General features: G+C 48.7%; 19 protein-coding genes and 5 pseudogenes. 8 read left to right on the top strand and 16 right to left on the bottom strand.

Annotated features, from left to right (window positions below):
- Positions 1-201 precede the first annotated feature (201 nt).
- From BLU57_RS06555 to BLU57_RS06575, 4 genes are all read left to right on the top strand, one after another.
- Entirely contained in the window at positions 202-1,977 is a 1,776-nt protein-coding gene (locus BLU57_RS06555) for a HEAT repeat domain-containing protein (protein ID WP_090318123.1), read from the top strand.
- The gene (locus tag BLU57_RS06560; RefSeq protein WP_090318126.1) at positions 1,965-3,407 is read left to right on the top strand and encodes a KAP family P-loop NTPase fold protein; all 1,443 of its coding nucleotides are present in this window, start codon (positions 1,965-1,967) and stop codon (positions 3,405-3,407) included. Before BLU57_RS06555 ends, BLU57_RS06560 begins: the two co-directional genes overlap by 13 nt.
- Complete coding sequence (locus tag BLU57_RS16025) at positions 3,296-3,670, top strand: pentapeptide repeat-containing protein (protein ID WP_371113146.1); 375 nt, start codon at positions 3,296-3,298, stop codon at positions 3,668-3,670. Before BLU57_RS06560 ends, BLU57_RS16025 begins: the two co-directional genes overlap by 112 nt.
- Positions 3,671-3,787: 117 nt before the next feature.
- Positions 3,788-4,249, top strand: a complete 462-nt coding sequence (locus BLU57_RS06575; protein ID WP_090318132.1) for a hypothetical protein — start codon at positions 3,788-3,790, stop codon at positions 4,247-4,249.
- 116 nt (positions 4,250-4,365) lie between these two features.
- On the opposite strand, the gene BLU57_RS06580 is transcribed toward BLU57_RS06575, so the two are convergent.
- The 8 genes from BLU57_RS06580 to BLU57_RS06615 all read right to left on the bottom strand — a co-directional run bounded on the left by BLU57_RS06580 (position 4,366) and on the right by BLU57_RS06615 (position 14,677).
- Complete coding sequence (locus BLU57_RS06580) at positions 4,366-4,842, bottom strand: hotdog fold thioesterase (RefSeq protein WP_090318136.1); 477 nt, start codon at positions 4,840-4,842, stop codon at positions 4,366-4,368.
- Positions 4,843-4,964: 122 nt separating this feature from the next.
- Positions 4,965-6,383, bottom strand: coding sequence for an HDOD domain-containing protein (locus BLU57_RS06585; RefSeq protein WP_090318139.1), 1,419 nt, complete (start codon positions 6,381-6,383; stop codon positions 4,965-4,967).
- Between the two features lie 201 nt (positions 6,384-6,584).
- Positions 6,585-7,988 (bottom strand): HDOD domain-containing protein, encoded by a 1,404-nt coding sequence (locus BLU57_RS06590; protein WP_176776384.1) that lies wholly within the window; start codon positions 7,986-7,988, stop codon positions 6,585-6,587.
- Positions 7,989-8,008: 20 nt separating this feature from the next.
- Positions 8,009-9,649, bottom strand: a complete 1,641-nt coding sequence (locus BLU57_RS06595; protein ID WP_090318144.1) for a putative bifunctional diguanylate cyclase/phosphodiesterase — start codon at positions 9,647-9,649, stop codon at positions 8,009-8,011.
- A 410-nt stretch (positions 9,650-10,059) separates the two neighbouring features.
- The gene (locus BLU57_RS06600) at positions 10,060-11,259 is read right to left on the bottom strand and encodes an acetyl-CoA C-acyltransferase (RefSeq protein WP_090318147.1); all 1,200 of its coding nucleotides are present in this window, start codon (positions 11,257-11,259) and stop codon (positions 10,060-10,062) included.
- Positions 11,260-11,282: 23 nt separating this feature from the next.
- Positions 11,283-13,820 carry a 3-hydroxyacyl-CoA dehydrogenase NAD-binding domain-containing protein gene (locus BLU57_RS06605; RefSeq protein ID WP_090318150.1) on the bottom strand — a complete coding sequence of 846 codons (2,538 nt, stop codon included), beginning with the start codon at positions 13,818-13,820 and terminating at the stop codon, positions 11,283-11,285.
- Between the two features lie 137 nt (positions 13,821-13,957).
- Positions 13,958-14,311 (bottom strand): arsenate reductase family protein, encoded by a 354-nt coding sequence (locus BLU57_RS06610; protein ID WP_090318153.1) that lies wholly within the window; start codon positions 14,309-14,311, stop codon positions 13,958-13,960.
- Between the two features lie 6 nt (positions 14,312-14,317).
- Positions 14,318-14,677, bottom strand: coding sequence for a cupin domain-containing protein (locus BLU57_RS06615; RefSeq protein ID WP_090318346.1), 360 nt, complete (start codon positions 14,675-14,677; stop codon positions 14,318-14,320).
- A gap of 396 nt (positions 14,678-15,073) precedes the next feature.
- Between BLU57_RS06615 and BLU57_RS06620 the strand changes: the two are divergent.
- Positions 15,074-15,792, top strand: a pseudogene (locus BLU57_RS06620) (integrase core domain-containing protein).
- A 35-nt stretch (positions 15,793-15,827) separates the two neighbouring features.
- Positions 15,828-16,133, top strand: a pseudogene (locus BLU57_RS06625) (integrase core domain-containing protein); the annotation flags it as partial.
- A gap of 425 nt (positions 16,134-16,558) precedes the next feature.
- On the opposite strand, the gene BLU57_RS06635 reads toward BLU57_RS06625, so the two are convergent.
- The 8 genes and pseudogenes from BLU57_RS06635 to BLU57_RS06665 all read right to left on the bottom strand — a co-directional run bounded on the left by BLU57_RS06635 (position 16,559) and on the right by BLU57_RS06665 (position 22,104).
- Positions 16,559-17,026, bottom strand: a complete 468-nt coding sequence (locus BLU57_RS06635) for a hypothetical protein (RefSeq protein ID WP_256206193.1) — start codon at positions 17,024-17,026, stop codon at positions 16,559-16,561.
- A 33-nt stretch (positions 17,027-17,059) separates the two neighbouring features.
- On the bottom strand, positions 17,060-17,356 hold the full coding sequence (locus BLU57_RS06640; RefSeq protein ID WP_090318160.1) for an ElaB/YgaM/YqjD family protein: 297 nt from the start codon (positions 17,354-17,356) through the stop codon (positions 17,060-17,062).
- Positions 17,357-17,790: 434 nt separating this feature from the next.
- Positions 17,791-18,873 (bottom strand): annotated as a pseudogene (locus BLU57_RS06645) (AI-2E family transporter).
- 554 nt (positions 18,874-19,427) lie between these two features.
- Positions 19,428-19,616 (bottom strand): hypothetical protein, encoded by a 189-nt coding sequence (locus BLU57_RS06650; protein WP_090318163.1) that lies wholly within the window; start codon positions 19,614-19,616, stop codon positions 19,428-19,430.
- 298 nt (positions 19,617-19,914) lie between these two features.
- Positions 19,915-20,184, bottom strand: a pseudogene (locus BLU57_RS06655) (IS3 family transposase); the annotation flags it as partial.
- Positions 20,185-20,197: 13 nt separating this feature from the next.
- A pseudogene (locus BLU57_RS15795) lies at positions 20,198-20,286 on the bottom strand (IS1595 family transposase); the annotation flags it as partial.
- Between the two features lie 181 nt (positions 20,287-20,467).
- Complete coding sequence (locus BLU57_RS06660) at positions 20,468-21,550, bottom strand: alpha/beta fold hydrolase (protein WP_256206194.1); 1,083 nt, start codon at positions 21,548-21,550, stop codon at positions 20,468-20,470.
- Positions 21,551-21,729: 179 nt separating this feature from the next.
- A complete protein-coding gene (locus BLU57_RS06665; RefSeq protein WP_090318169.1) occupies positions 21,730-22,104 on the bottom strand; it encodes an SRPBCC family protein in 375 nt (124 codons plus the stop codon).
- A gap of 97 nt (positions 22,105-22,201) precedes the next feature.
- On the opposite strand from BLU57_RS06665, the gene BLU57_RS06670 reads away from it, so the two are divergent.
- Together BLU57_RS06670 and BLU57_RS06675 are read left to right on the top strand one after the other, a co-directional pair.
- Positions 22,202-22,459: an AbrB/MazE/SpoVT family DNA-binding domain-containing protein gene (locus tag BLU57_RS06670; RefSeq protein WP_090318172.1), complete on the top strand. Its 258-nt coding sequence runs from the start codon at positions 22,202-22,204 to the stop codon at positions 22,457-22,459.
- A complete protein-coding gene (locus tag BLU57_RS06675; RefSeq protein ID WP_090318175.1) occupies positions 22,456-22,833 on the top strand; it encodes a type II toxin-antitoxin system VapC family toxin in 378 nt (125 codons plus the stop codon). Before BLU57_RS06670 ends, BLU57_RS06675 begins: the two co-directional genes overlap by 4 nt.
- Positions 22,834-22,943 lie beyond the last annotated feature (110 nt).

Here is a 22,943-nt window from a genome sequence, read left to right on the forward strand (position 1 = left end):
TTCCTGACGATCCAATAATGTTAAGCGAGTGCGTTTGTGTATGTTCATCTACAGTATTCTCCTGAATACTGTAAACAACGCTAGGAATTCTTACATCCCAGCAATCGCTTCATCGTCACTTCGCGCATCGTCGGTTACGACGCCGCGCCGCTCGGCGGTGGATTCAACACCGCCACGCTGGAGCCGTTCAACGACGAGCAGATGAGCCAATTTTTTCAGCACTGGTGTTACGCGGTGGAAAAAAGCGAAGACATCGTGGACGACGAACACACATTCAAACGCGCCGATGACAAAGCCGCGCAACTGCTCGAGCAGATTAAGCATAATCCCGGCATCCGTTTACTCGCCGCCAACCCGTTGCTGTGCACCATCATCGGCCTGATCCAGCGTCAGGGCGCGACGTTGCCGGAACTGCGCGTGGAGCTTTACAAACTGTGCATCGACACGTTCATTTTCAACTGGGAAATGAAAAAGCGCCAGCGCAGCGATCAAACCGGCAGCCTGGATAAAGATCAGACGCAGGCGGTATTGGAAGAAATCGCGTTGCAGTTGCACGAAAACTATCCGGAAAACCGCATCCTGCGCGAGCAACTAACCACCATCGTCAGCCGGTTTCTGACCGGGCAGCAAGGCATGCCGGAAACTGAGGCGCAACACAAAGCCGATCAACTACTGAACCTGATCCGCGATGTATCCGGTTTGCTGATCGACCGCGGCAACGAGGAATACGGTTTCTTTCACCTGACTTTCCAGGAATATCTCGCCGCGCGCGCCATCACGCGCAAGAAACGCGACATCGACCGCTACCTGAGCCGCTATCTGTTCAAATCGCGCTGGCGTGAAGTGATCCGCCTGGCCGCTGCGCATGCGGGCACGAAAGATGAGGAATCCGGTAGTGAATTCATCGAGGCCATTCTGCGCCAGAAGCATCTGCACGACGGCCTGATGCACTACACCTTCCGCTTCGCCTTTCTATGCCTGAAAGAAGCTAAAGTGGAACTGGAAACCGCCGACCGGATGTTTCGCCAGTGGATTGAATACCTTCTCAATGAAAAAAACACTCGGGAACTATTCTTACAGCTACTTAGCCAACCTGGAGCAAAAATCCGCTATCAGGCAAGCACTCTACAAATATTGATTGATGCTCTCAAGGACGGAGACTCTTCTGTCCGCATGAGCGCCGCCAATGCACTAGGGAAAATCGGCGATAAAGCTGCTGTCAATGCACTGATCCATTCCCTTAAGGATGAAAATTCGGCTGTTCGCTCACGTGCAGCCAGTGCACTGGGAGAAATCGGCGATAAAGCCGCTGTCGATTCACTGATCCATTCCCTTAAGGATGAAGATTCGATTGCTCGCTGGACGGCAGCCGAGGCACTGGGAGAAATCGGCGACAGAGCTGCTGTCGATCCACTGATTCATTCCCTTAAGGATGAAAATTCGGCTGTTCGCTGGACGGCAGCCGAGGCGCTGGAAATAATCGGCGACAAAGCCGCTGTCGATCCACTGATCCATTCCCTTAAGGATGAAAATTCGATTGTTCGCTGGACGGCAGCCAGGGCACTGGAAAAAATCGGCGACAAAGCCGCTGTCGATCCGCTACTCCATGCTTTCAAGGATGAAAATTCAGATGCTCGCCAGACAGCAACCAAGGCGCTGGGAGAAATCGGCGACAAAGCCGCTGTCGATCCACTGATCCATGCCCTTAAGGATGAAGATTCGGTTGTTCGCTGGACGGCCGCCAAGGCACTGGAAAGAATCGGCGACAAAGCCGCTGTCGAACCACTGATCCATGCCCTTAAGGATGAAAATTCGGTTGTTCGCTGGGCGGCAGCCAAGGCACTGGGAAAAATCGGCGATAAAGCAGCTGTCGATACGCTGATCCACGCTCTTCAGGATGAAGATTCATTTGTTCGCAAGATAGCAGTACAAGCTATCGAAGAAATTGATTTGGGATACCAGCTATGTCCGTACTGAACCTATTGGGCGATCAACCCGCCCGGATTGATTCGGATCGCCTACATTTCCAGCGTTATTTAACCGCAGTTGAAGCGACAGTGCTGAACCGGAATGATCCTGCGCCGTTCGTCACCGGCATTTTCGGCCCGTGGGGCAGCGGTAAATCCACGTTGCTCGGCATGCTGGAAAACAGGCTTGATGAGTTGAATGTGGGTACCGCTATTAATCAATCAAAGTGGGTAATCATCAAGTTCCCCCCCTGGCTATACAGCCAGGAAGAATCCTTGCTGGTGCCGTTACTGGCGTTGCTGGCACATCGGGAAAACGTTTTCAAGCCATTGATCAAGAAAATGACGGAAACCACGAAGCGGTTTCTTAAACGCACTTCCGCGACACTGGATTTTGACAAGCTCGGCATGCCGCTGAAAATTTCATTGAATAATCTCGCCGACAAAAACAGTGACCATAAGTTTTTCCACGAAGAAATTGCTACCGCGATCAAAACCATCACGGAGAAAAAGCGCCTGGTTTTCCTCATCGACGATCTCGATCGCTGCCACGATCCGGCGCAAATCGTCCATCTGCTCGAGCAAATCAAATTGTTCCTGCATCTCGACGGTTGTCTGTTTTTTATCGCCGCGGATCGCCAGCAGGTGGTGGATGCTATCGATAAAACTTTCCCCGGTTCCGGCGCGGCGTATCTGGAAAAATTCGTGCAACTGGCTTTCGACTTGCCGCCGCATCACAGCGGGGATTTGGTCCGGATGCTGCCATCCGCGGATGCGGAAACGTTGCGCGCTTACCGGCCGCTGTGCGAGGTGCTGGGCAATAACCCGCGCAAGCTGAAATTGATCTGGAACGAAGCGGTGCTGCGGATGGCGATCCTGAAGGAGGAACTGCACACTAATCCGCAAACCAGACAACACACACCGGACTTGAACCTGTTGCTGCGCTGGTTGTTGATCCGCAACCGGGGAGAATTGGCAAAAAATCCGTACCGCTATTTGGAATTTGAGCAGCGCAAGAAAACCGCCACCCAAGAAGAACAACAAGAATTGCGAAAGGAGTTTTCCCGCATGTTGCAATTAGCGAATGACACAGGCCAATGGTACAGCGAGGAAGATCAGCGTTTGGCGGTCTTTTATGGAACCGGCTCGATCAAGATGGATTTCATCACCCGGCAATCCTCACGCTGTACGCCCGCGCCAGCGGCACTGACACGTTTTATTCACGGAATCTGCTGGAAAATGCCTGTTTTGCGGGCGGCGATGAGGCACAATTCAGCGATCGTGATTTTAATTATGCCGATCTGTCCGGTGGGCATTATCCGGGCGCGGTGTTTAGCCGCTGCGATTTCACCGGCGCGGATTTTCGCCACAGCATCCTTAATAGAGCGCAATTCGCCGATTGCGATTTATCCGGTGTGTGTTTCGATCAGGCCGAACTGAGCGGTATCACGTGGGAAAATTGCCGTGGTTTGAATGCACTCGATACCGAACCGGTTCTGTATGAGCAGATCATCGATCAGGCCGAGGAACAGCATTGGCAAATTACTCAACCAGATATCGATATTGCTATCAGCCTGATGAAAGCCTACAAAACCATTTTGGACAAACACAAAGAAAGCCGGTCATTGACCGAGGCAATCGAGTCTCGCCTGAACGGCAAAGCCTTGCAGCTCCGGGCTGAGATTTACCCGCGGCAGACTTAACCTTTCCGTGATCAGTACAATTTTTACGGCGATCTGTGTATCATAAGCCCGAATATTTGCGGTCTTTGATGCATTCCGATTTTTATCACCGATAAACCAATTCAATAAGGAAAAACGATGGGCGCTATTTTCTTTTATATCTTTATCTATTTCATTGGATACTACGCTTCCAATGTGCTGAACATGGTGACGGTCCGGCCGCTGGTCACCAACCGCTACATGGCGGCATTGGTGCCGGTTTACGGCTTTGCGTTTGGGCATGCCTACATGGTCGTCACCAAACCGCTACCGGCAGGAGCGGACATCTCGATGGAATACGCGTTGCTGGTGTTCATCACGCTGCCAGTTGTGGTGGTAACCATGGGCGCGGCTTATTTCATGTGGAACAGTAAGGGTAAGGAAGAACACTCTGACAATCAGTCCGCAGCCAATAACCAGGAATCTACAGAAGCTGTTACCGCCGAGGCCGCTGGCGATAGTGGCGAAGCAAGAACGGAAAACCCAGCCGGTGCTGCCGGATCATCCGAAACACCATCCGCGGCAGACAGCGCTAAAAACAAAGACAGCAAGGACGCTTAGGAACATTCACACTGCGCATTGTTGTTACGTTTGCCATTAAAAAACCCTCATACCTGCAACTCCGGTATGAGGGTTTTTTAATGCAACCGGTTTACCGGTCGATCCAGCGAAGCATTTTATGATTCTCTGTCGACGATCACATGCTCCTTCTGCGCGCTGAGTGTGCCTTGTTCAATGATCGCCAGCGTTAAGCGCGAAATCGCTACGCGTTTGCCGGTTGCTTCCTCGATAATGTCCGTCTGCCAGACTTGGGTACGGCGGCCGGTGTGCAACGGTGTGCAAATGCCGATGACATGGCCCTTGGTTACTGCACGGATGTGATTAATATTCAACTCCAGCCCGACTGCGCGGTATTTTTCCGGGTCGATGGTCATCCAGCCGGAGACGCTGCCAAGTGTTTCCGATAGCACGCAACTGGCGCCGCCGTGTAGGATACCGAATGGTTGCGTGGTGCGTTTATCAACCGGCATGCGCGCTTTGAGAAAGTCAGCCCCAAGCTCGGTGAATTGAATGCCAATATGTTCCCCCATATTGGCGTTGCGCAATCCTTCCAGATACTCGACGGTGTAATCTTTAAACCAAATTGCACTCATGAAACATTTCCTTTGTATTGTTTGGCAAATACCGGATTATAGTGCAATGACGGCGGCTGGCGCATTTTTACAGCACAACAGCCAGGTTTGAACCGGGATTTTTTGATGCTCACGGTGTTTTATCATCTTTTCACCAGCGCTTTTATCAAATAATCCCGCAGCATGACGAGTGAAGAAAATTCCCGCGGTCTGATCACCCTCGTTTGATCTTCTTTCCAATCCGCGTAGATCAGACCGACCTTACTGTTATTGGATATCAGCGGAAGCAAAATAAATGCGCAGGCATCCGGCAATGCTTTTCGATACCAAGCGGGTATCGTGGTTTCTCTGCTGAGAGTCACATCCTGAATAAACACATCGGCTTTCTGCGCCAGCGATAAATGAAATACATCCGCGGCATAATTCTTGGAGAAGCAAAGTTGCGCCATCGTTTCCGGCTTCAGATTGCCACAATACAAGCTCGCTTTAAACTGATCGGCGTCACGAAAAAACACAATCACCCGATTAAACCGCATGCTGTCATGGATCGTTTCCAAAGCGATATTGAGCGCGCTTTTGAAATCCATTCCCCGGGCCAATGCAGTGCTCAACTCGAGTAAGCCAGCTGCAACTCGTTTGCGCGATCGATCCGATTCGCTATTCCCCTGTTCCAGTTCCGGATGGGCAGCCAATTGGCTCGTTTTATTTTGGATCGGCTCAATCGACCCCCAAATAATTTCGCTTGGCAGCAGCAACGATCCGCTATAGCGCGCAATAAAATTTTTCAGATTCTGGGTACTGATATTGTTAACCAATAATGTCGCCATTTTTCCTGAAAAATTGGCCATGGTTTTCAACCAGCCGGCAGAACCCAACTCAGGATTCATATTGTCCGTTAGGTCAGTAACACTACCGGAAATTTTCTCGGGCAATTGCCAATCCTTGGCAATATTGTGCGAAATTTCATCAATGGTCATGCCAAAAACTTTCAATGCAGCGTCATTTTCACGCGCTTCATCGCCACCCGCAATCTGCTGAATCCTCGCCCATTCATCGGGAAAGTAAAAAACCAGAACAAGCCGTCCGAGATGGTGCAATTGTGTGCAAACAATCGCCTCTTCTCCATTCGCAACATACGATTGGGCCACGATATTGCGCGCAATATTACTCGCTAAAACCGCTTTTTCCAGCTCGCCCGATACCGTTCCGGGTTCTGATTTAGCTGCGGAGGGCGTATCAATGGTTCGTATATTGAGCGCAATGTTGGTAATCGTATCCAGGCCCAACACCACCACCGCATGAGAAACGGTGGTCACTTCACTGTCCGCTTTGGAATACAACCCCGAATTAGCCAGTTTGATGATTTTCTGGGTTAAGGTGAAATCGCTTAAGATGGCATTGGCAACACCTGCAATGTTTCTTCCCTCATCCTGTATTAATTGCCTGATGTTTTGAATTGATTTGGATAACGCCGGAAAATCGCCCTTCTCATTTATTCTTCTTTCTAGCTGTGCAAAAAAATCAGCCTGACTGTGTTCAAATGCGGAGGTTAATGTTGTCATACTTTATAAAGCTCTTAAAATATTCAAGTTCTTCCGGTTTATCAAAGCAGTATCTGTGCGATCATTTCCCCGGACAACCCTTGCAATCCTTGGTGTTGAGTTATTCACGCGGTACTTTCATGCCCAAAATACTGGCGGTCAGTGTGTATTAAATTAATTTCTATGTAGTGATAACCAAAAACGAATGTTCTGAGAAATGCGTCATTTTCTTTTAATCAAAGCTTTCATCAAATAATCCCTGAGCACACCCATCGATGAGAATTCGCTGGGTTCGATCTGATTGGTTGTTCCCTTGCACCAGTCAGCGTAGATCAAACCGATGGCCTTGCCATTGAAAATTAGCGGCAGCAGGATAAAAGCATCGACATCGGGCAAAGTTTCCCTTAACCATGCCGGTATACTCGAAGAAGACTGGGTTGAAGCAACATCCTGGATAAATACATCCGCTTTATTGGTAAGCGAAAGATGGAATACATCGGCCGCATAGGCTTCGGGAAAAATCAATCCGGGTAACACTTCCGGCACACCGCGGCCAAACCCGACTTTGGCCTTTAACATGCCTGCGTCGCGAAAGAAGGTCACCACGCGATTAAAGCCCATGCTTGCATACAACGATTCAAGCATCATGCTCAATGCGACATTGAAGTCTATGCCCTGCGTCAGCGCCATCTTGAGTTCACGAATACTGACAGCCAGACGTTCGCGCGAGTCATAGGGCTTGCCAATGGATTTTCCACTTTCTGGATTACCAGGAAATTCAGCAACCATCTGCTGCGCCAAATCAATCGATTCAGCAAGATCCTCGGTGGAAATCAGTAATGATTCGCTATAACGTAACACATACTGTTTTAAATCATCCGCGTTGCACTGCTGAGCTAACAGCGATGCAGCGCCACTGGCAAAATTAGCCATCACTTTCAGCCAATCGGACGAACCCGGTATGCTAATTTCCGTGAAGGTTGCCGAGCTGATCATGCAATGGGATATTTTCTTGGGCAAATGCCAGTTCCTGGCAATTTCTTGGGACATCTCATCGATAGAAATGCCAATGACTCGCAACGCCGCGTCATTTTCACTCATTGCATCGCTTTGCGCAATTTTCTGAATTCGCGACCATTCATCAGGAAAATAAAATATCAGCATCAGACGGCCAAGATGATGCAGCAATGCGCACACAACGGCTTCTTCACCGTTGACCATATTTAATTTTGTCACCACGTTGCGAACGACACTTCCAGCCAGCATCGCTTGCGCCAGTTCCCTGCGCGCTTCGTCCGATGCCGGTGCGGAAGCTGAAAGCGTATCGATGAAACGGATACTGAGGGTAATATGCGCTATGGTATCGATGCCAAGCACAACAACAGCTTGGGTGATGGTTGTAATTTCTCCGCCCATTCCGGAATACATGGCAGAATTGGCCAAACGAATCACTTTCTGCGTCAAAGTGAAATCATTCAAAATCACACGGGCAATATCCGCGATATTTTTATTTTGATCGTGCATCAACTCGTCCAGTTGCTGCACGGATTTTGCAAAGGCAGGAAAATCACCTTTCTCGCTCATGCATTTTGTCAGCAAAGCGAGAAATTGATCTTTGCTGTTCACAAGCTCCGGCGCAGATACCGTCATGCCATGTATTTCTCTTTAAATGCATCCGAATGCACCGGCCTGCCGGTCAAATAGCCTTGTACCAGATTGCATCCTTCCTGCCTCAAGAAACCCAATTGCGCATCATTTTCCACACCCTCGGCGACGACCAGCAGATTCAATCCTTCCGCCAGACTTAGAATGGTGCCCACAATCGCCATATCTTCCGCGCTGTTCACCACGTCATCTACAAAAGACTTATCAATCTTCAGCACGGACAGCGGAAATCTTTTCAAATAAGCCAATGAGGAATAACCGGTACCAAAATCATCAATTGCGATTTTTACTCCCGCCACATGCAGTTGCGTCAGAACCGCCCCGGAACGCTGCGGGTTCTCCATTAACACGCCTTCGGTGATTTCCAGCATGAGGTTTCCCGGTAATAGCCCGGACTCGTTTAATGCCTTATGGATCATATCGAGAAAATCCTCTTGCACAAATTGGCGCGGGGATACATTCACGGAGATATAAAAATCCTTAAGTCCAGCTTCCTGCCATTGTTTTGCCTGATAGCACGCGCTGCGCAAAGCCCATGCGCCGAGAATTTTTATCAAACCGCTGTTTTCCGCGAGCGGAATAAACTTCATCGGCGAAACAAAGCCCCGGCTTGGATTTTGCCATCGCATCAACGCTTCCGCGCCCTTCAATTGACCGGTTTGCGTGCAAAAGATCGGCTGATAGTGCAGCATGAACTCACCATTTTCGATCCCCTCGTACATGGCCGATTCCAGCGACAAATCACTTCTTTCGGTATCGTCAACCTGATCGCTATAAACCTTCCAGTAATTCTTACCTTGCGCTTTCGCTCTGTACATCGCCATCTCGGCATTCCGGTACAAGAGCGAAGCGTCTTCGCCATGTTCCGGATACATGGAAACACCCAGGCTGGCGCTGATATGCAGTGTATGTTCGCCGATGCGGAAAGACCGTTGCATAGCGGCTAAAATCTTCCTGGCAATCAATTCGATATTTTCCCGCCCCGCACTCAGCATGATCATGGAAAATTCATCATCACTGACGCGCGCAACCGTATCGCTACGCCGCACGCAATTTTGCAGCCGTTCCGCTACTGCTTTGATCAGTTCGTCACCGATACCATGTCCCAGCAAATCGTTAATTTTTCTATAGCCATCCAAGCTCAACACAATCAACGACAAGACATTCTTTTCCCGCTGCGCCGTTTGAATGTTCATGGCAATACGATCGTCGAGTAAGACTTTACCCGGCAATCCGGTCAAGGCATCGTGCGTGGAGAGGTAAACCAGGCGGCTTTCGCTATCCTTCCAGTGCGTAGCATCAAACGCCGCAATAAGATATTTATCCTCCGGCAACGCATGCATGTAGCAGTCAACCCAAACCGGCAGTACGCGCTGCCGTAAAAGACGGCAGATAAAAGTTTGTTTTTCACCACTCTGCTTGGCCTTTTCTCGTGCTTCAGCAAACAGTGCCATATCTTCAGGTTGAATGAATAATTCAATAGATTCTTGCAATAACACTGCCGGTAATTGCAAAAATGCCTGCGAAGGTTTGGATGCTTGCTCAATGACGCCATGCGCATTTATGCACACCGCAAAGTCACTGATACAGGAAAGCAAATCGAAAGAGGCATGCGGATTCACTATAAAACAACCTCCAAATAGCGATAATCTGATTTAGTACGGAAACTATTGTGCAATCATTCATCCATTGCAGACTGTTACAAAACGCATGCGTATCATCAAGTTTTCAGAAAACAACCGAAATACCCATGCAGTGAACTGATTGTTACGGCTTACTAATGACTTACTTGAGGTTTCGCAGGAATGCGCAAAGGCTAATCGAGAAAAGAATGGATCGTGGAATCAGCAGAGCGTCTACTGTAAGAAAAAACATCGAGGATTACGCTGTTACGGTTACTCTGGTTGAGAAAAATCCACAACCCGCGCTGGCATAGCGATCAGTGTGAATCGTTGCCGTTCCTTGCGCAGGTTTTTACGAAGATCGATCTATGACATAAGCGATGAAAAGCAGTTTTCTGTTATAACCGGCATTAAAGCGCTTCAAACACACCGGCTGCGCCCATGCCGCTGCCTATACACATAGTCACCATGCCATATTTCAGTTTATGACGGCGCAATCCATGCAATAAAGTGGCTACCCGGATAGAACCGGTTGCTCCGAGCGGATGACCCAATGCAATCGCTCCACCCAGCGGATTCACTTTACTGCGATCCAATCCCAAATCGCGAATCACGGCCAGGCTTTGCGCCGCGAAGGCTTCATTCAGTTCGATCCAATCCAGATCGTCCTGCTTGATACCGGTTTGCGCCAATACTTTGGGAATAGCTTTGATCGGCCCGACGCCCATAATTTCAGGCGGCACGCCTGCCACCGAGAAACCGATAAACCGCCCCAGCGGGGAAAGGTTAAAACGCTTCAATGCAGCTTCGCTCATCAGCACCACCGCACCCGCGCCATCAGACATTTGCGAACTATTGCCCGCAGTGACCGATCCTTTTGCCGCGAACACCGGTCTCAATTTCGCCAAAACATCGGCGTTGGTATCGGCGCGCGGCCCTTCATCGGTATCCTTGACCGCAATCTCCTCATGCACGGTATGCGCGATCAAGTCCGGGCGTTTCTCGTCAACGGTATAAGCTGCGATTTCATCCTTAAACTCACCCGTCGCGATTGCTTTTATTGCCCGCTGATGACTGGTCAGGGCAAATTCATCCTGATCCTCGCGCGAAACCTTCCATTGCTCCGCTACTTTCTCGGCGGTCATACCCATGCCGTAAGCAATAGCGACATTTTCCTCATGCTGGAACATCGCCGGATTCATGGAAACTTTGTTACCCATCATCGGCACCATGCTCATGCTCTCGGTACCGCCGGCGATCATGACGTCCGCTTCGCCGAGGCGGATGCGATCCGCCGCCAGCGCAACCGACTGCAAACCGGATGCGCAGAAACGATTCACCGTCATTCCCGCGACACTGTTCGGCAAACCGGCCAGCAACAGCGCCACGCGTGCGACGTTGATGCCTTGCTCGGCTTCCGGCATGGCACAACCGACGATGACATCGTCAATCGCGGCCGGATCGAGTCCTTCGCACTGTCTCATCACCGCATGCAATACATGCACCAGCATATCGTCGGGACGCACATTCTTAAACATACCGCGCGGCGCTTTTCCAACCGGTGTACGTGCAGCAGCGACGATATAAGCTTCTTGAGTTTGCTTGGTCATAGGATTCTCCGTAAATCGTGATATCAGTTTCTCAGCGGTTTGCCGGTTTTCAGCGTGTATTCGATACGCGCCTGGGTTTTTTCCGTCGCCAGCAATTCCATAAAGGCCGCGCGCTCCAATTCCAGAAACCAGTCTTCGTCGACCAGACTGCCCGGCGTCAGATCGCCGCCGCACATCACATGCGCCACTTTATTCGCGATCAGATTGTCATGTTCGGAAATAAAACCGCCTTCGCGCATGTTCACCAGTTGGCTTTGGATCGTTGCAATACCGGTGTTACCGGCTACCGGGATTTCCCGCATCCGTAATGGCGGACGATAACCGGCTTCCGCTAACGCCAACGCTTGCGCCTTCGCCACGTGCAGCAATTCGAAACGATGCATCACGACCGTATCGGCACTACGCAGGTAGCCAAGCTCTTTCGCCTGCTCGGCGCTTTTCCCCAGCTCCGCCATCGCCACGGTTTGGAAATAATATTTCAATTGCGAAAAAGGATCGCCGTCCTTGGCGTTTTGCGCGGCCCGCATGGCGAACTCCTTACACCCGCCGCCTGCCGGTAGCAATCCGACCCCGGTTTCCACCAAGCCGATATAACTTTCCAGCGTAGCCACAGCCCGGTCGCAATGCATGACAAACTCGCACCCGCCACCCAGCGCCAGACCATCTACGGCGGCCACGGTCGGAATCATCGAATAGCGCAACCTCTGCGATGTTTGCTGAAACTGCTTGATCATGCCTTCCACTTCGGCCAGTTTCTTGGCCATCAGCACATCGGCCAGATCCAGCTCGCGCGCGACATGCAGCACTGTCTCCTGGGTCGATTTGCGTAATTTCTTCAGGAATGACTGGAAGGCTGTCGGCGGCTTCGGTGGCGCAGGCGGTGCGACAGGTACGCCGCTTTGCTGTGCATCTGCTTTCGGTTTCTCCGTGGCTTTCTGCAAATTGGCACCGGCGGAAAACGGTGGTTCGGTTTGCCAAATCACCAAGGCGCGCCAGTTCTGTTCGGCTTCCTTGATCGCTTGCTGCACCCCTTCCAACACATCGATGCCGATCGTATGCATCTTGCTCTTGAAACTGAGAATGGCGATTCTGTCGCCGGTATGCCATAACCTGACCGCATCCGTTTCAAAAATGGTTTCTCCGTAGACCGCCGATTCGCCGATCAGGCGATCGGGAAACAGCTGACGCTGATACACCGGCAATGTTGAACGCAATTGTGGCTTTCCGGAAGCTGGCGCAAATGAGCCTTGCGCGGAATGCACACCAGGCGATTCACTATCCGCAATCGTCATCACCCATTGCGGCAACGGCGCCAGACTCATGCTTTTACCGGCGGCGATGTCTTCCTGGATCCAGCCGGCGATCTGTTTCCATCCGGCGGCTTGCCAAATTTCAAAAGGCCCTTGATTCCAGCCGAATCCCCAGCGCACCGCCAGATCCAAGTCACGGGCGTTATCGGCAATGGTTTCCAGCTGCACCGCGCAGTAATGGAACAAATCACGGAATATCGACCACAAAAATTGCGCCTGTGGCTCTTGACTGTTGCGCAATGCGGCAAACTTCTCAGCCGGGCTGCTGTATTTCAACAAACGCTTCAGATCTTCGTCCACTTCCGCAGCTGAAAGCCGGTACGTCTGTGCCGCGAGATCAAATACATGGATTTCATTCTTGATTTTCTGATACACCCCGCGTTTGACTTTCTCACCCAACGCACCGGCCTGAATCAGGCCTTGCAGCCAATCCGGGGCAGCAAAATAGCGATGCCAGGGATCGTCCGGTAACGTGTCGCGCATGGTATTGATGACGTGCGCCAAAGTATCCAGTCCCACCACATCAGCGGTGCGAAACGTCGCGCTTTTGGGACGGCCAATCAGCGAGCCGGTCAATGCGTCGACCATATCGAAACCGAAATCAAATGCCCGGCCATGATGCATCGTCGCCAACAACGAAAACACACCGATGCGGTTAGCGATGAAATTCGGCGTATCTTTGGCGCGAATGACGCCTTTGCCCAGATTCGTCACGAGAAATTCTTCCAGGTGATCGAGCATACCCCCATCGCTGGTCTGACAAGGAATCAATTCGACCAAATGCATATAGCGCGGCGGGTTGAAGAAATGGATGCCACAGAATCGATGGCGCAACGTTTCCGGAAACGCCTCGGCCAGTTGGTTGATCGATAGACCGGAAGTGTTACTGGCGAAAATCGTGTGTTCACCCAGATGTGGCGCCACTTTGACATACAAATCGCGCTTCCAATCCATGCGTTCGGCAATGGCTTCGATTACCAGATCGCAATCTTTCAGCAATTCAAGATACTGCTCGTAATTCGCCGCTTGAATACAGGCCGCCTTGGTTTTGACCGACAACGGCGCGGGTTCTTGCTTTTTCAGCTTCTCTACGGCTTTGATTACGTTGGCGTTGGGATTACCGGCATCGCCCGGCAGCTCGAACAGCAATGTTTCGATATTGGCATTCACCAAATGCGCCGCAATCTGCGCCCCCATCACACCAGCCCCGAGTACCGCCGCTTTACGCACCAAAAAACGTTGCCCGCTCAATTTCGCCTCCTGCTTGATCCGGTTATGGAATAAGACACTGTTCGCATCGAACTGTGCTGCAAGAGTACAAGCATGAGACTCAAAGCGCAAGCTTGTTTGTTTATGCGGTTAGGCGGGAACCAAGACTTTACTTTGGATCAACCCCATACCGCCGCAAACTGTTCCGCATTGAAACCCACGGTGGCACGCTTTCCATCGGTAACCAGCGGGCGTTTGATCAGGCGGCCATTGCCTGCGAGCAAAACTAATATCTCCGGCCCGGATAACGCTGGCAGCCGTTCCTTAATTTTCAATTCGCGGTATTGCACACCACTGGTGTTGAAGAGTTTATTCAGTGAAACCCCGGCGCGCGCGGCAATTGCCGCCAATTCTTCCGCACCCGGCGGATTTAACGTGATATCGATAAATTCGTAGGCAATGTTCGCCTGCTGCAAAAATTGCTCCGCCTTACGGCACGTTCCGCATTGTTTATAACCGTAGAATTTAAGCATGACTTATTAATCCGCTGCTCCCGAGCTTTTCTCGCCACCTTTAGGTCCCCAAAATACCACCCAAGTCGTAAAATCTGGCGAGAAATTCTCGAGCCGGTGTTCGACATGCGCCGCGACGAAAAACACCATGCCCGGCTCAAACACATGCCGCTCCCCGGCAATAACGATTTCTCCGCGACCGGTATGAATGAAATACAACTCATCCTGATCGTGCGGCGTTTGTATATCGGAATCTCTAGGCGCAGAGACTTCAACCGACATCGTGCCGTGCGCAAACGCCAGCGCGAACGGCTCGCCCATCGGCCATTCCGGACTCGCCTTGCCGGGTATGCGTTGCATCAAATCTGCGAGGATTGCTTTCATCATTTTTGTCACCTTTCTGTAAGATTCTGGGGTTGGCGGCGCACCGAAGTGCTGATCGACACCGCCCGCAATCATAAATTATTTGACTTAGACATGGAAAAAATCCTAACACGCCTAAGCCACAAGAAACTATCAGGATTTTCAACCTGCAAGCGATCTACTGCGAGAATATTGGGATCTGTAGGACAGTTCGTGTAAAGATTAATACATGGAGGTCCGAAATGACGAAAGACGAAGAAAGAGCTGTAAAACAGCAAGATAAGAATACTGAAATATGCAGATGAGCTAGGTAATATTTCCAAGGCCTGTTGATATTTTGGGATACCGCGCTCAATATCCTATATATGGCGTAATGCCTTCAAAATCAGTGGCGAAAAAGGTCTGCACTGCAAGAAGCCAATTCCCAAAAACAACCCAATCAAACATCGGAAGAAGTCGTTGAAAAAGTCTTATATCTAAGACGCAAAACCATTAGAACCAATCAGAATCATGTGGTATAGGGCTCGCTACCATGACATAAAAATGTCCAGATGCAACCATATACAGAATATTGAAGCGTAATGGCCTGAATTGCCTCCCCGTCAGGTCAAAAAACGAACTGTACAAACAAAAAGATATAGCAAAGTCGTTCCTGGTCATTCTATTCAAATGGATGTGAAGTTTCTGATCTTCCAAGCAAAGGATAGTAAAAAGATCAGGCGTTATCAATACACTGCTATTGATGATACCACTCGAATACGCGCATTAAGAATCTATAAAAAGCATACACAAGCCAATGCTATAGACTTTGTAGATTATGTGATCCATAAGCTTCCTTTTGAATACAACAAATACGAGCACACCGGGGTCACGAGTTCCAGGCAAAGTTTCATTGGCATGTTGAAGACCTCGGAATTCAGCAAGTGTATATCAAGCCCCGATCCTCACAACTAAATGGAAAAATTGAACGATCTCATCGTTCCGATCAGGAAGAATTTTATCAACTTCTTACTTACAAAGATGATGTGGATCTGGAGGAAAAACTAGCTGAATGGGAAAGATTCTATAACTTCTCTCGCCCTCATGTCGCTCATCGAGGAAAAACTCCTTATGAAGTCTTGAAAGATAAATTATTATGATAATTAAAACCGTCCCGCAATTCTGTACACATCACGGCAATCCCTATCATCCTCAGACTCAGGGCAAAATTGAGCGTTGGCATCGTTCCCTAAAAAACCAGATCCTGCTGAAAAATCACTATTTCCCCGGTGAATTGGAAGAACGTATTCGGCAGTTTGTCGATTACCACAATCGACAACGCTACCATGAGTCATTGAATAATCTAACTCCGGCTGATGTCTTTTATAAGCGAGGACAATCTATTTTGAATGAACGTGAAAAAATAAAACGACGAACCTTAGCTTTGCGACGCCAGATGTTTTATGCTGACCAAGCAACAAAATCAAACCCGATGAACTAAAACCTCTCTTAATCTAGGCAATCATCTGCCCATGTTGCTTTGACGACGTTACAACTTCCAAAATGGCACCAATGATGCCTGTGAATCCAGCAAGCTTAGGGGAAATGGGTTCGCTCTTGCACCTATAACCTTGCGGTATAGCGTATTGGCACATCTTATTGACAGTCTTGCAGTGAATTCCAAAATATCGCACAACTTCACGCTCACTTCTGCCTTCAACCATCACCGCTCGTCGAATCTTTACATAGTGTTCCACTGTATACATCCTCATCGCCTTTCACTTGATGTTCATCGCATCAGCTTACAGGCGTAAGACTTGGTACACTTTTATTCTGAGATTCTAAGTGCGCCTCAGTAGTATATTTTTACTCCGCTATTTATAAGACCTACTGTCTGATCAAAAATCTGAACTACTACATCTAAAGTTATTTACCGGTAGATTTGATCAGGTCTGTTAAAGAAGCTAATATCTGCTGCCGTAGGCGTGGACTGGCACCGAGTACTACTCCACCGATTAACGCCGTCAGCGCAATATCGCTACGCTTGACATTAGATTGAGCAATGATATCGCCGATTTTAGATCCGAATTCAGCGGTGGAGTCATTGTCAGATTGTTTGGGGATGGGGATGGCGTTGCCTTCGAGTCGTAGAACGTGTCCTTGCGCCGCAATGATCATAATCAAGATTGCCGCAAAAAACATCATCCCGCCACCCACAATCAATCCTGCTTCCCACGGCTTCATTATCTCCGCCAATGACAAACATAAACCATATAGCACAAAAATCATGCCAACTATCCCTGCCATCACAGCCAGTCCCAACATGGACATAATCATGGCTAGCCTGACCGACCCCCGCCAGAACCTGGCTTTCTCCGCAGCGACAATATCCATAAAGGATTTTGGTAGCACTTACCCGTCAACCTTCTAGCGTTTATTACTATTATTACTGAGTAGCATACCGATAATAAAACCACTGCCGAAAGCAACGAGAGCACTCGTAAGCGGTCTTTCCTCAATATACTTTTCCACACTTTCTCCGGCTACCTTAGTCTGGTTTCGTACCGCTTTTTCTGCATCTTCAGCTAAATCCACAACTCTATCACTTTGCTTACCTGCAAGTTCTTTTACTGAGGTTACCACTGAACCGAGATCGGTACGAAGGGCGGTAAATTCTTTTTTTAACTGTTCCATCTCTTTACTAAATTCATCTGCTGATGCCATAGTTTCTTCTCCGTCTGAATAAAAGATTGGTTAAATAATGTTTCTGAACATACAATTATGGTTATGAATCACCTCTTCCCTATACGATTCCTGTACTCTTCTTAATTAATTGTAAAGCAGATAAATAATGACCAATACAATTGTCGGTACACCAAGTAGCCATGCTAAAAAATATTTACCCATTTAAGCCTCCTTTGCAAGATTGCGGAATATCGATTAACTACACCACTTTGCCATGAAGTGGAAGTAGGAAACAACAATGACTGTATGAGATTTAAAATATAACCCTCTAATCTTGCGAATCATATTATTACATTCATATTTTACTGCATGGATCAATTTTAGTATGTTCGGTAACGCACCAACTAGTACTCGGTTTAGTTACAGATTTTCCTGTGTGCTCAGTGCTTCTGGACTAGTTTGTTAATCAGGCGTTAATCATAACGAGCTGGTGGTGCACTCTTTGTTTCTGCAGCAGGTGATGATGTCCAAAGTTGAATGAGAGTTATACCCACCGCGAGAATAGGAGGGCCAATGAAGATACCGATAAAACCAAAGGCAACGATGCCACCCGTTACACCTAAAACAATTAACAGCATGGACAAATTACCTTCGCGACTGATGAGGTAGGGTTTGATAATATTATCAATGCTGCTAATCACAAATATGCCCCACAATATTATGAAAATGGCCCAGCCGTAAGATCCTTGGTAGAGAAACCACACACTCACGCCACCTCATAACAGGGCAGGTCCCATAGGGATCACTGATAAAAAGAAAGTGGCGGCACCGAGTAGATAAGCACCTGGCACTCCCGCGATGAAGAAACCGATTGTGGCAGCGATAGCCTGTGCCAAAGCTGCCCCGAAAATGCCATGCACAACCCCTGTCACGATATCGTGGATCGTTACCAATGGATCCACTGCGAGATTGCTATTAAAAAGCTTAGTCATTCCATTTCGTAGAGTCTGCAGCAAAACTTCGCCATCACGGTAGAAAAAAAAACCGATAAATGCAGCGAACACCATCTGTAGCAAGCTCTGGCCGATAATATTACTAAGACTAAAAAGAAGATTCTTGGTTGGCTCAAGCAATTCTCTGAATAGCATTACCGTTTCCTTCCCGCCCAAAGAAAATCCCTGCCAATAACGATTAAATTGCTCGTCGAACATGGGTACTTCTTTAAGCCATAACGGTGGCTCTATAGAATCCCTCTCAAGAAATACCCTGATGGCGTCGAAAGGGACAGCCGCATTATTCGCCAAGCTGGTAGCAAGCAGAGCAGATGGGATGATTACCAGCATAGTCAGCAGCATTATCATCAACGAAGATGCCAACGTAGGTTTCTCACCTAACACCTTGCGCAAGCGTAGATAGAGCGGCCAAGTCGAAATACAGGCGACCATTGCAAACAAAATCGCGGGAATAAACGGACGGAGAACCTGATAGCAAATAATGAAAACAATAGCGAGTGCTGCCAACTGAATAAATTGTACAATACGCTCTTCTATGCTCATTTTCGGCTCTGTTGGTTCAGGTGATTATTGGTCTATTGAAACTTGATGTAAAACTTTAGATGTGCCGGTGCCATTCTGATGTCGTACGTAGTCTCTTCTTAAATGCCATGGTATGGATACACCCGTCTTGACAAACCGAGCAAGACGACTTCTAGCTCAGCATCAACTTAATGCTTCATAGAACGGAGATAATCGAATACAAAGACAAAGTATTCAAAGATTGGAATCAGATTTAACCTGATCTACTACAGCCCCAAAATTTATGTACATTTATTGGCATGGTATGGTTATGACCAACAAAACCCACCCACTCTAAAACTCATTTTAGTTTGACAGTTATCTTTCGAAGGCACATCTTCAATCCGAATTTCAATTCGTATATTCCTTCGATCGAACTTTCAAGTTGACCAATTTAACTGTGCCAATCATCGCATCTTCAATCTCTTGGTGATTTTTTCCAAGTCATTATCGACTATAAGATAGATATTGAGTAATAATATACCCATAAATATTTTCGATATCGAACATGAGAAAACGATGTAAAAAAATACAAATTATTTAGGAGTGCCTTTAGCTCTTTCTTCGGCTGCATCAAGAACTCTCTCATTAGGACGCTTGTCAAGCGCGTCGCCAACTTTATCCATTATCTTCTCACTACCGGATTGATTTTGGCTACAAGCAGGCAACATCGGAATTAGTGCAACAACTACAAGTATAAGCATAAGAAAACAGTAAGATTTCATATTCTTTCTTCTCCTTAATTTTTTACGACTTCTAAGCCATTCTTGCTGCGAAAATATCGCTATTTAAGTATCAATAAAAATTTTAATAGTGAAAATGAAAGTCGTCTGTGCGATATCGCACATAACAATTGCTGATATGGATTATTAGTTTGGCCATACCATCTTTGTAGGGACACACTTTTCATGCTGGATATTGGCACGGCTCGCGCTGATTTTCCGGAAGGCAATGTACGTTTAGTTATTCGGTTCTATTCAAAATAGACCTTGCCCTGATAATTCGTACATCTTAACTCGCTTATTATGCGATTTTTTTCAACTGTACAACAAGCCAGTTTTGCTCGAACTTCATTGGATTGATGTATCCCGGTGTCGAATGCAGTCTTCTGCGGTTGTAGTAGTTAAGCCAAATCACTTCATCCATTGCCTAACAGCGTGTTTCAAACCGCATTCCATACAATTTACCTACCTTTAACGATCCCCGCAGGCTTTCAATGGGAGCATTATCCCAACAGTTTGCTTTTCTGTTCATTGAACTGAGCATGCCATATTCAGCCAGTATCTTCTGAAAGGGTCTTAGGAAGTTAAAGCGGGTTTAGACGTAATAATTTAAGAACTGATTATCACGACGATGACTAAATCGAAATTCTGCTTCTTTCAGGTGCAGATAAAAGATTGGCTACGGGTTCTCGACGTATATCACGAACGGTCTTCTAGACACTGCGATTTTGTTGATTCTTCTCTGTCATTTATCGCTCCTCTTTAAGTAACGATGTACCAAAACACTCTCTTAGACAATCACACCATTTTGTCCAACTTGCGCTGACGGGATACAGTCTGTGCTATTGAAACGATTAATTCGGCATCTGCAAGCGGCGATCCAGCCATTTTTCTATTTTCTGCAGCAATTCGGTCCGTGCGGGTTCTTGCATAAATATGTGCTGGTGATACGGCAGACCAGGTAGTTTCAAAACTTCGTTCGCTGGATTATGTTGCAGTGTCACACGGGCAAAATCCTCGTCGCCCCAGGCGGGAGTGATCGGATCCATTTCGGAATAAATCAGGTAATACGGGATCGAGAAATCCGCCATGTGGCGGCGGAAATGAACAACTTCCGCTTCGATGCCTTTCACGTAGCGTAAAAGGCTGCGGCGCACGATCCAACCGTCGGCGCGCAGCCGCGCTTTCTCTTCTTCGCTATCGGTCAAGTAATCCGTCACCCACACCGGTGAGGTTGGCGACGCAAAATTGCGCAGTCCCGGCCAGGAAAACGCCTCGAACAATCCATCCAGAACCGGCACCGTGACTAATGAAAGTAATTGATTGAACAGCAACAACGGCAGCGGTTCATTCTGCGGATGCAAAAAATGGGTTTCCGCATAAAAAGACAGCTTGATCAAGGGATTCGCCACCCAACCGCGCCATCCGGGCGGTTCGCTCACGGCAAAAGCCGGAGCGAGAAAAACGACACCCCGTAGCCGCTCGCGTAGATCGGATTCATTCTGATGCCTGAGCAAATACGACGCGGTTACCAGCCCGCCCAAACTGTGCGCCACGATGAATACCGGCCGCCGCGAATGATCTTGCGCATCGCACTGCGCCATGAAGGCTTGCAATGCAAGACCCAACGTCTGCCGCAGCGGCTCCAGATCGTACAAAGCCGATTGCGCCAGAAAAGCGTCGCTGACATCGGCCCGATCGGCTCCTTCCGCCAGCGCCCGATCCGCACGGCGCAATACCGGATTGGAAAGGCCATGCGCATAATGATCGAACCCGGCAACAAAATAACGTTGAGAAAAATACCGCGCCACCTCGCCATAGCGTCCGATATGCTCGTTCATGCCGTGTACCAGCAACACACAGGCGCTAGCTTGATTGGACTGCGATGGCAAAGTGCGCAGAATCAATGGCTCCTCACCACCCTGTTCGAGCACCATTTCATTTCCCCAACGAGAATAGGAAGCCGTAACATACGGCCGGTGAACACAACCGGAAAGTACTATCAGCAGGAAGAAAAAGACCATCCCAACTGTTACATGATTTTTGTGAAACATTGTCACGATGCGATGATGCTCACAAAACTAACGAAATCAAAACGCTGCCAACCGCATGAAAATCAACCCGGAATCACTGCCGACACACCTTCTTGCATGATATTCAACTCGGTCCCGCAGGAAACCGGTTTTAACGATACCGTGACATGCATCTCTCCGGGCAAATTCGGATCATCGAACTTGTCCGTATAGCGGATACGCTCAAACGGCACCAGCTCCAGATACTCACCACCAAAAGAATGGCTATGCCCGCTGCTGAAGTTCGTAAAGGACATCTTGAAACAGCCGCCGGTTTTAGCCTCCATATGGTGAACCTTCGCGGTAAAACCATTCGGCGGAATCCATTTAACCATCGCATCGGCATCCAGAAAAGCGCGGTAAATTCTCTCCGGTGGCGCACGCAGCACGCGATGAAGGCGGATTGTATGGGTAGACATGATTATTTTCCTTTTGAAAGTGGTTAGCACATAAAAATCATCAAAATGGCACTCCTACCACAATCGTGCCATAATATTCAGCATTATGGCAAAATTAATGACACAAACCGAAGTGCAACTCGATCCTCAAGGGCGGTTGGTAATTCCAGCGCAACTCAGGCGCTTGCTAGGATTTGAATCCGGCGACAGCCTGATTGCGCGCACGGAGGATGGGCGCTTGATTCTGGAAAAAGCTGGAACGATTAAGCAAAGACTCAAAAACCGCTTTGCTCACTTACCGCAAACTACCAGCCTCGCCGAGGAACTCATCGCTGACCGGCGGGAAGAGGCAAAACGGGAAACCAGTGAACGATGATAGTCCTGGATGCTTCCGCTCTGCTAGCTTTCCTGCAGAATGAACCCGGTTGCGATCAAGTTGAAGCGGCTCTAGCGGAAGCTGTCATTTCCAGCGTCAATTGGGCGGAAGTGGTGCAAAAATCAATCGCGGCGGATGTCGATGTCAAAGGCATGCGCGAAGACCTTGAAGCGTTGGGCTTGCGGATCACCCCATTCAGCGCCGAAGAAGCCGGGATTACCGCGCAGCTTTGGCAAAAAACCCGCCACGCCGGTTTGTCGCTGGGAGATCGGGCCTGTCTGAGCACCGGTATCGGGCTGGATGCAACGGTACTAACCGCCGATAAAATCTGGGCCACGTTAAATTTACCGGTTGCTGTGCGTTGTATCCGTTAACCGGCCGGATCAAACCATACTCACCTGCTTCAAGTCATTGCACAGATCCATACAACATCTCCGTCTCGACGGTTTCGCTGACTCCTTCGATCCCGTAAGGCAAATGTCCA

It is taken from the genome of Nitrosomonas oligotropha, assembly GCF_900106555.1.
GTDB classification, from domain to species: Bacteria; Pseudomonadota; Gammaproteobacteria; order Burkholderiales; family Nitrosomonadaceae; genus Nitrosomonas; species Nitrosomonas oligotropha_A.

Bases quoted from the DNA above. Each gene is read 5' to 3' on its own strand.
- BLU57_RS06600 (WP_090318147.1), bottom strand. From the start codon at position 11,259: ATGACCAAGCAAACTCAAGAAGCTTATATCGTCGCTGCTGCACGTACA.
- BLU57_RS06560 (WP_090318126.1), top strand. From the start codon at position 1,965: ATGTCCGTACTGAACCTATTGGGCGATCAACCCGCCCGGATTGATTCG.
- BLU57_RS06660 (WP_256206194.1), bottom strand. From the start codon at position 21,550: ATGGTGCTCGAACAGGGTGGTGAGGAGCCATTGATTCTGCGCACTTTG.
- BLU57_RS06650 (WP_090318163.1), bottom strand. From the start codon at position 19,616: ATGAAATCTTACTGTTTTCTTATGCTTATACTTGTAGTTGTTGCACTA.
- BLU57_RS06675 (WP_090318175.1), top strand. From the start codon at position 22,456: ATGATAGTCCTGGATGCTTCCGCTCTGCTAGCTTTCCTGCAGAATGAA.
- BLU57_RS06555 (WP_090318123.1), top strand. From the start codon at position 202: ATGAGCCAATTTTTTCAGCACTGGTGTTACGCGGTGGAAAAAAGCGAA.
- BLU57_RS06580 (WP_090318136.1), bottom strand. From the start codon at position 4,842: ATGAGTGCAATTTGGTTTAAAGATTACACCGTCGAGTATCTGGAAGGA.
- BLU57_RS06615 (WP_090318346.1), bottom strand. From the start codon at position 14,677: ATGATGAAAGCAATCCTCGCAGATTTGATGCAACGCATACCCGGCAAG.
- BLU57_RS06575 (WP_090318132.1), top strand. From the start codon at position 3,788: ATGGGCGCTATTTTCTTTTATATCTTTATCTATTTCATTGGATACTAC.
- BLU57_RS06635 (WP_256206193.1), bottom strand. From the start codon at position 17,026: ATGGATATTGTCGCTGCGGAGAAAGCCAGGTTCTGGCGGGGGTCGGTC.
- BLU57_RS06610 (WP_090318153.1), bottom strand. From the start codon at position 14,311: ATGCTTAAATTCTACGGTTATAAACAATGCGGAACGTGCCGTAAGGCG.
- BLU57_RS06585 (WP_090318139.1), bottom strand. From the start codon at position 6,383: ATGACAACATTAACCTCCGCATTTGAACACAGTCAGGCTGATTTTTTT.
- BLU57_RS06670 (WP_090318172.1), top strand. From the start codon at position 22,202: ATGACACAAACCGAAGTGCAACTCGATCCTCAAGGGCGGTTGGTAATT.
- BLU57_RS06640 (WP_090318160.1), bottom strand. From the start codon at position 17,356: ATGGCATCAGCAGATGAATTTAGTAAAGAGATGGAACAGTTAAAAAAA.
- BLU57_RS06665 (WP_090318169.1), bottom strand. From the start codon at position 22,104: ATGTCTACCCATACAATCCGCCTTCATCGCGTGCTGCGTGCGCCACCG.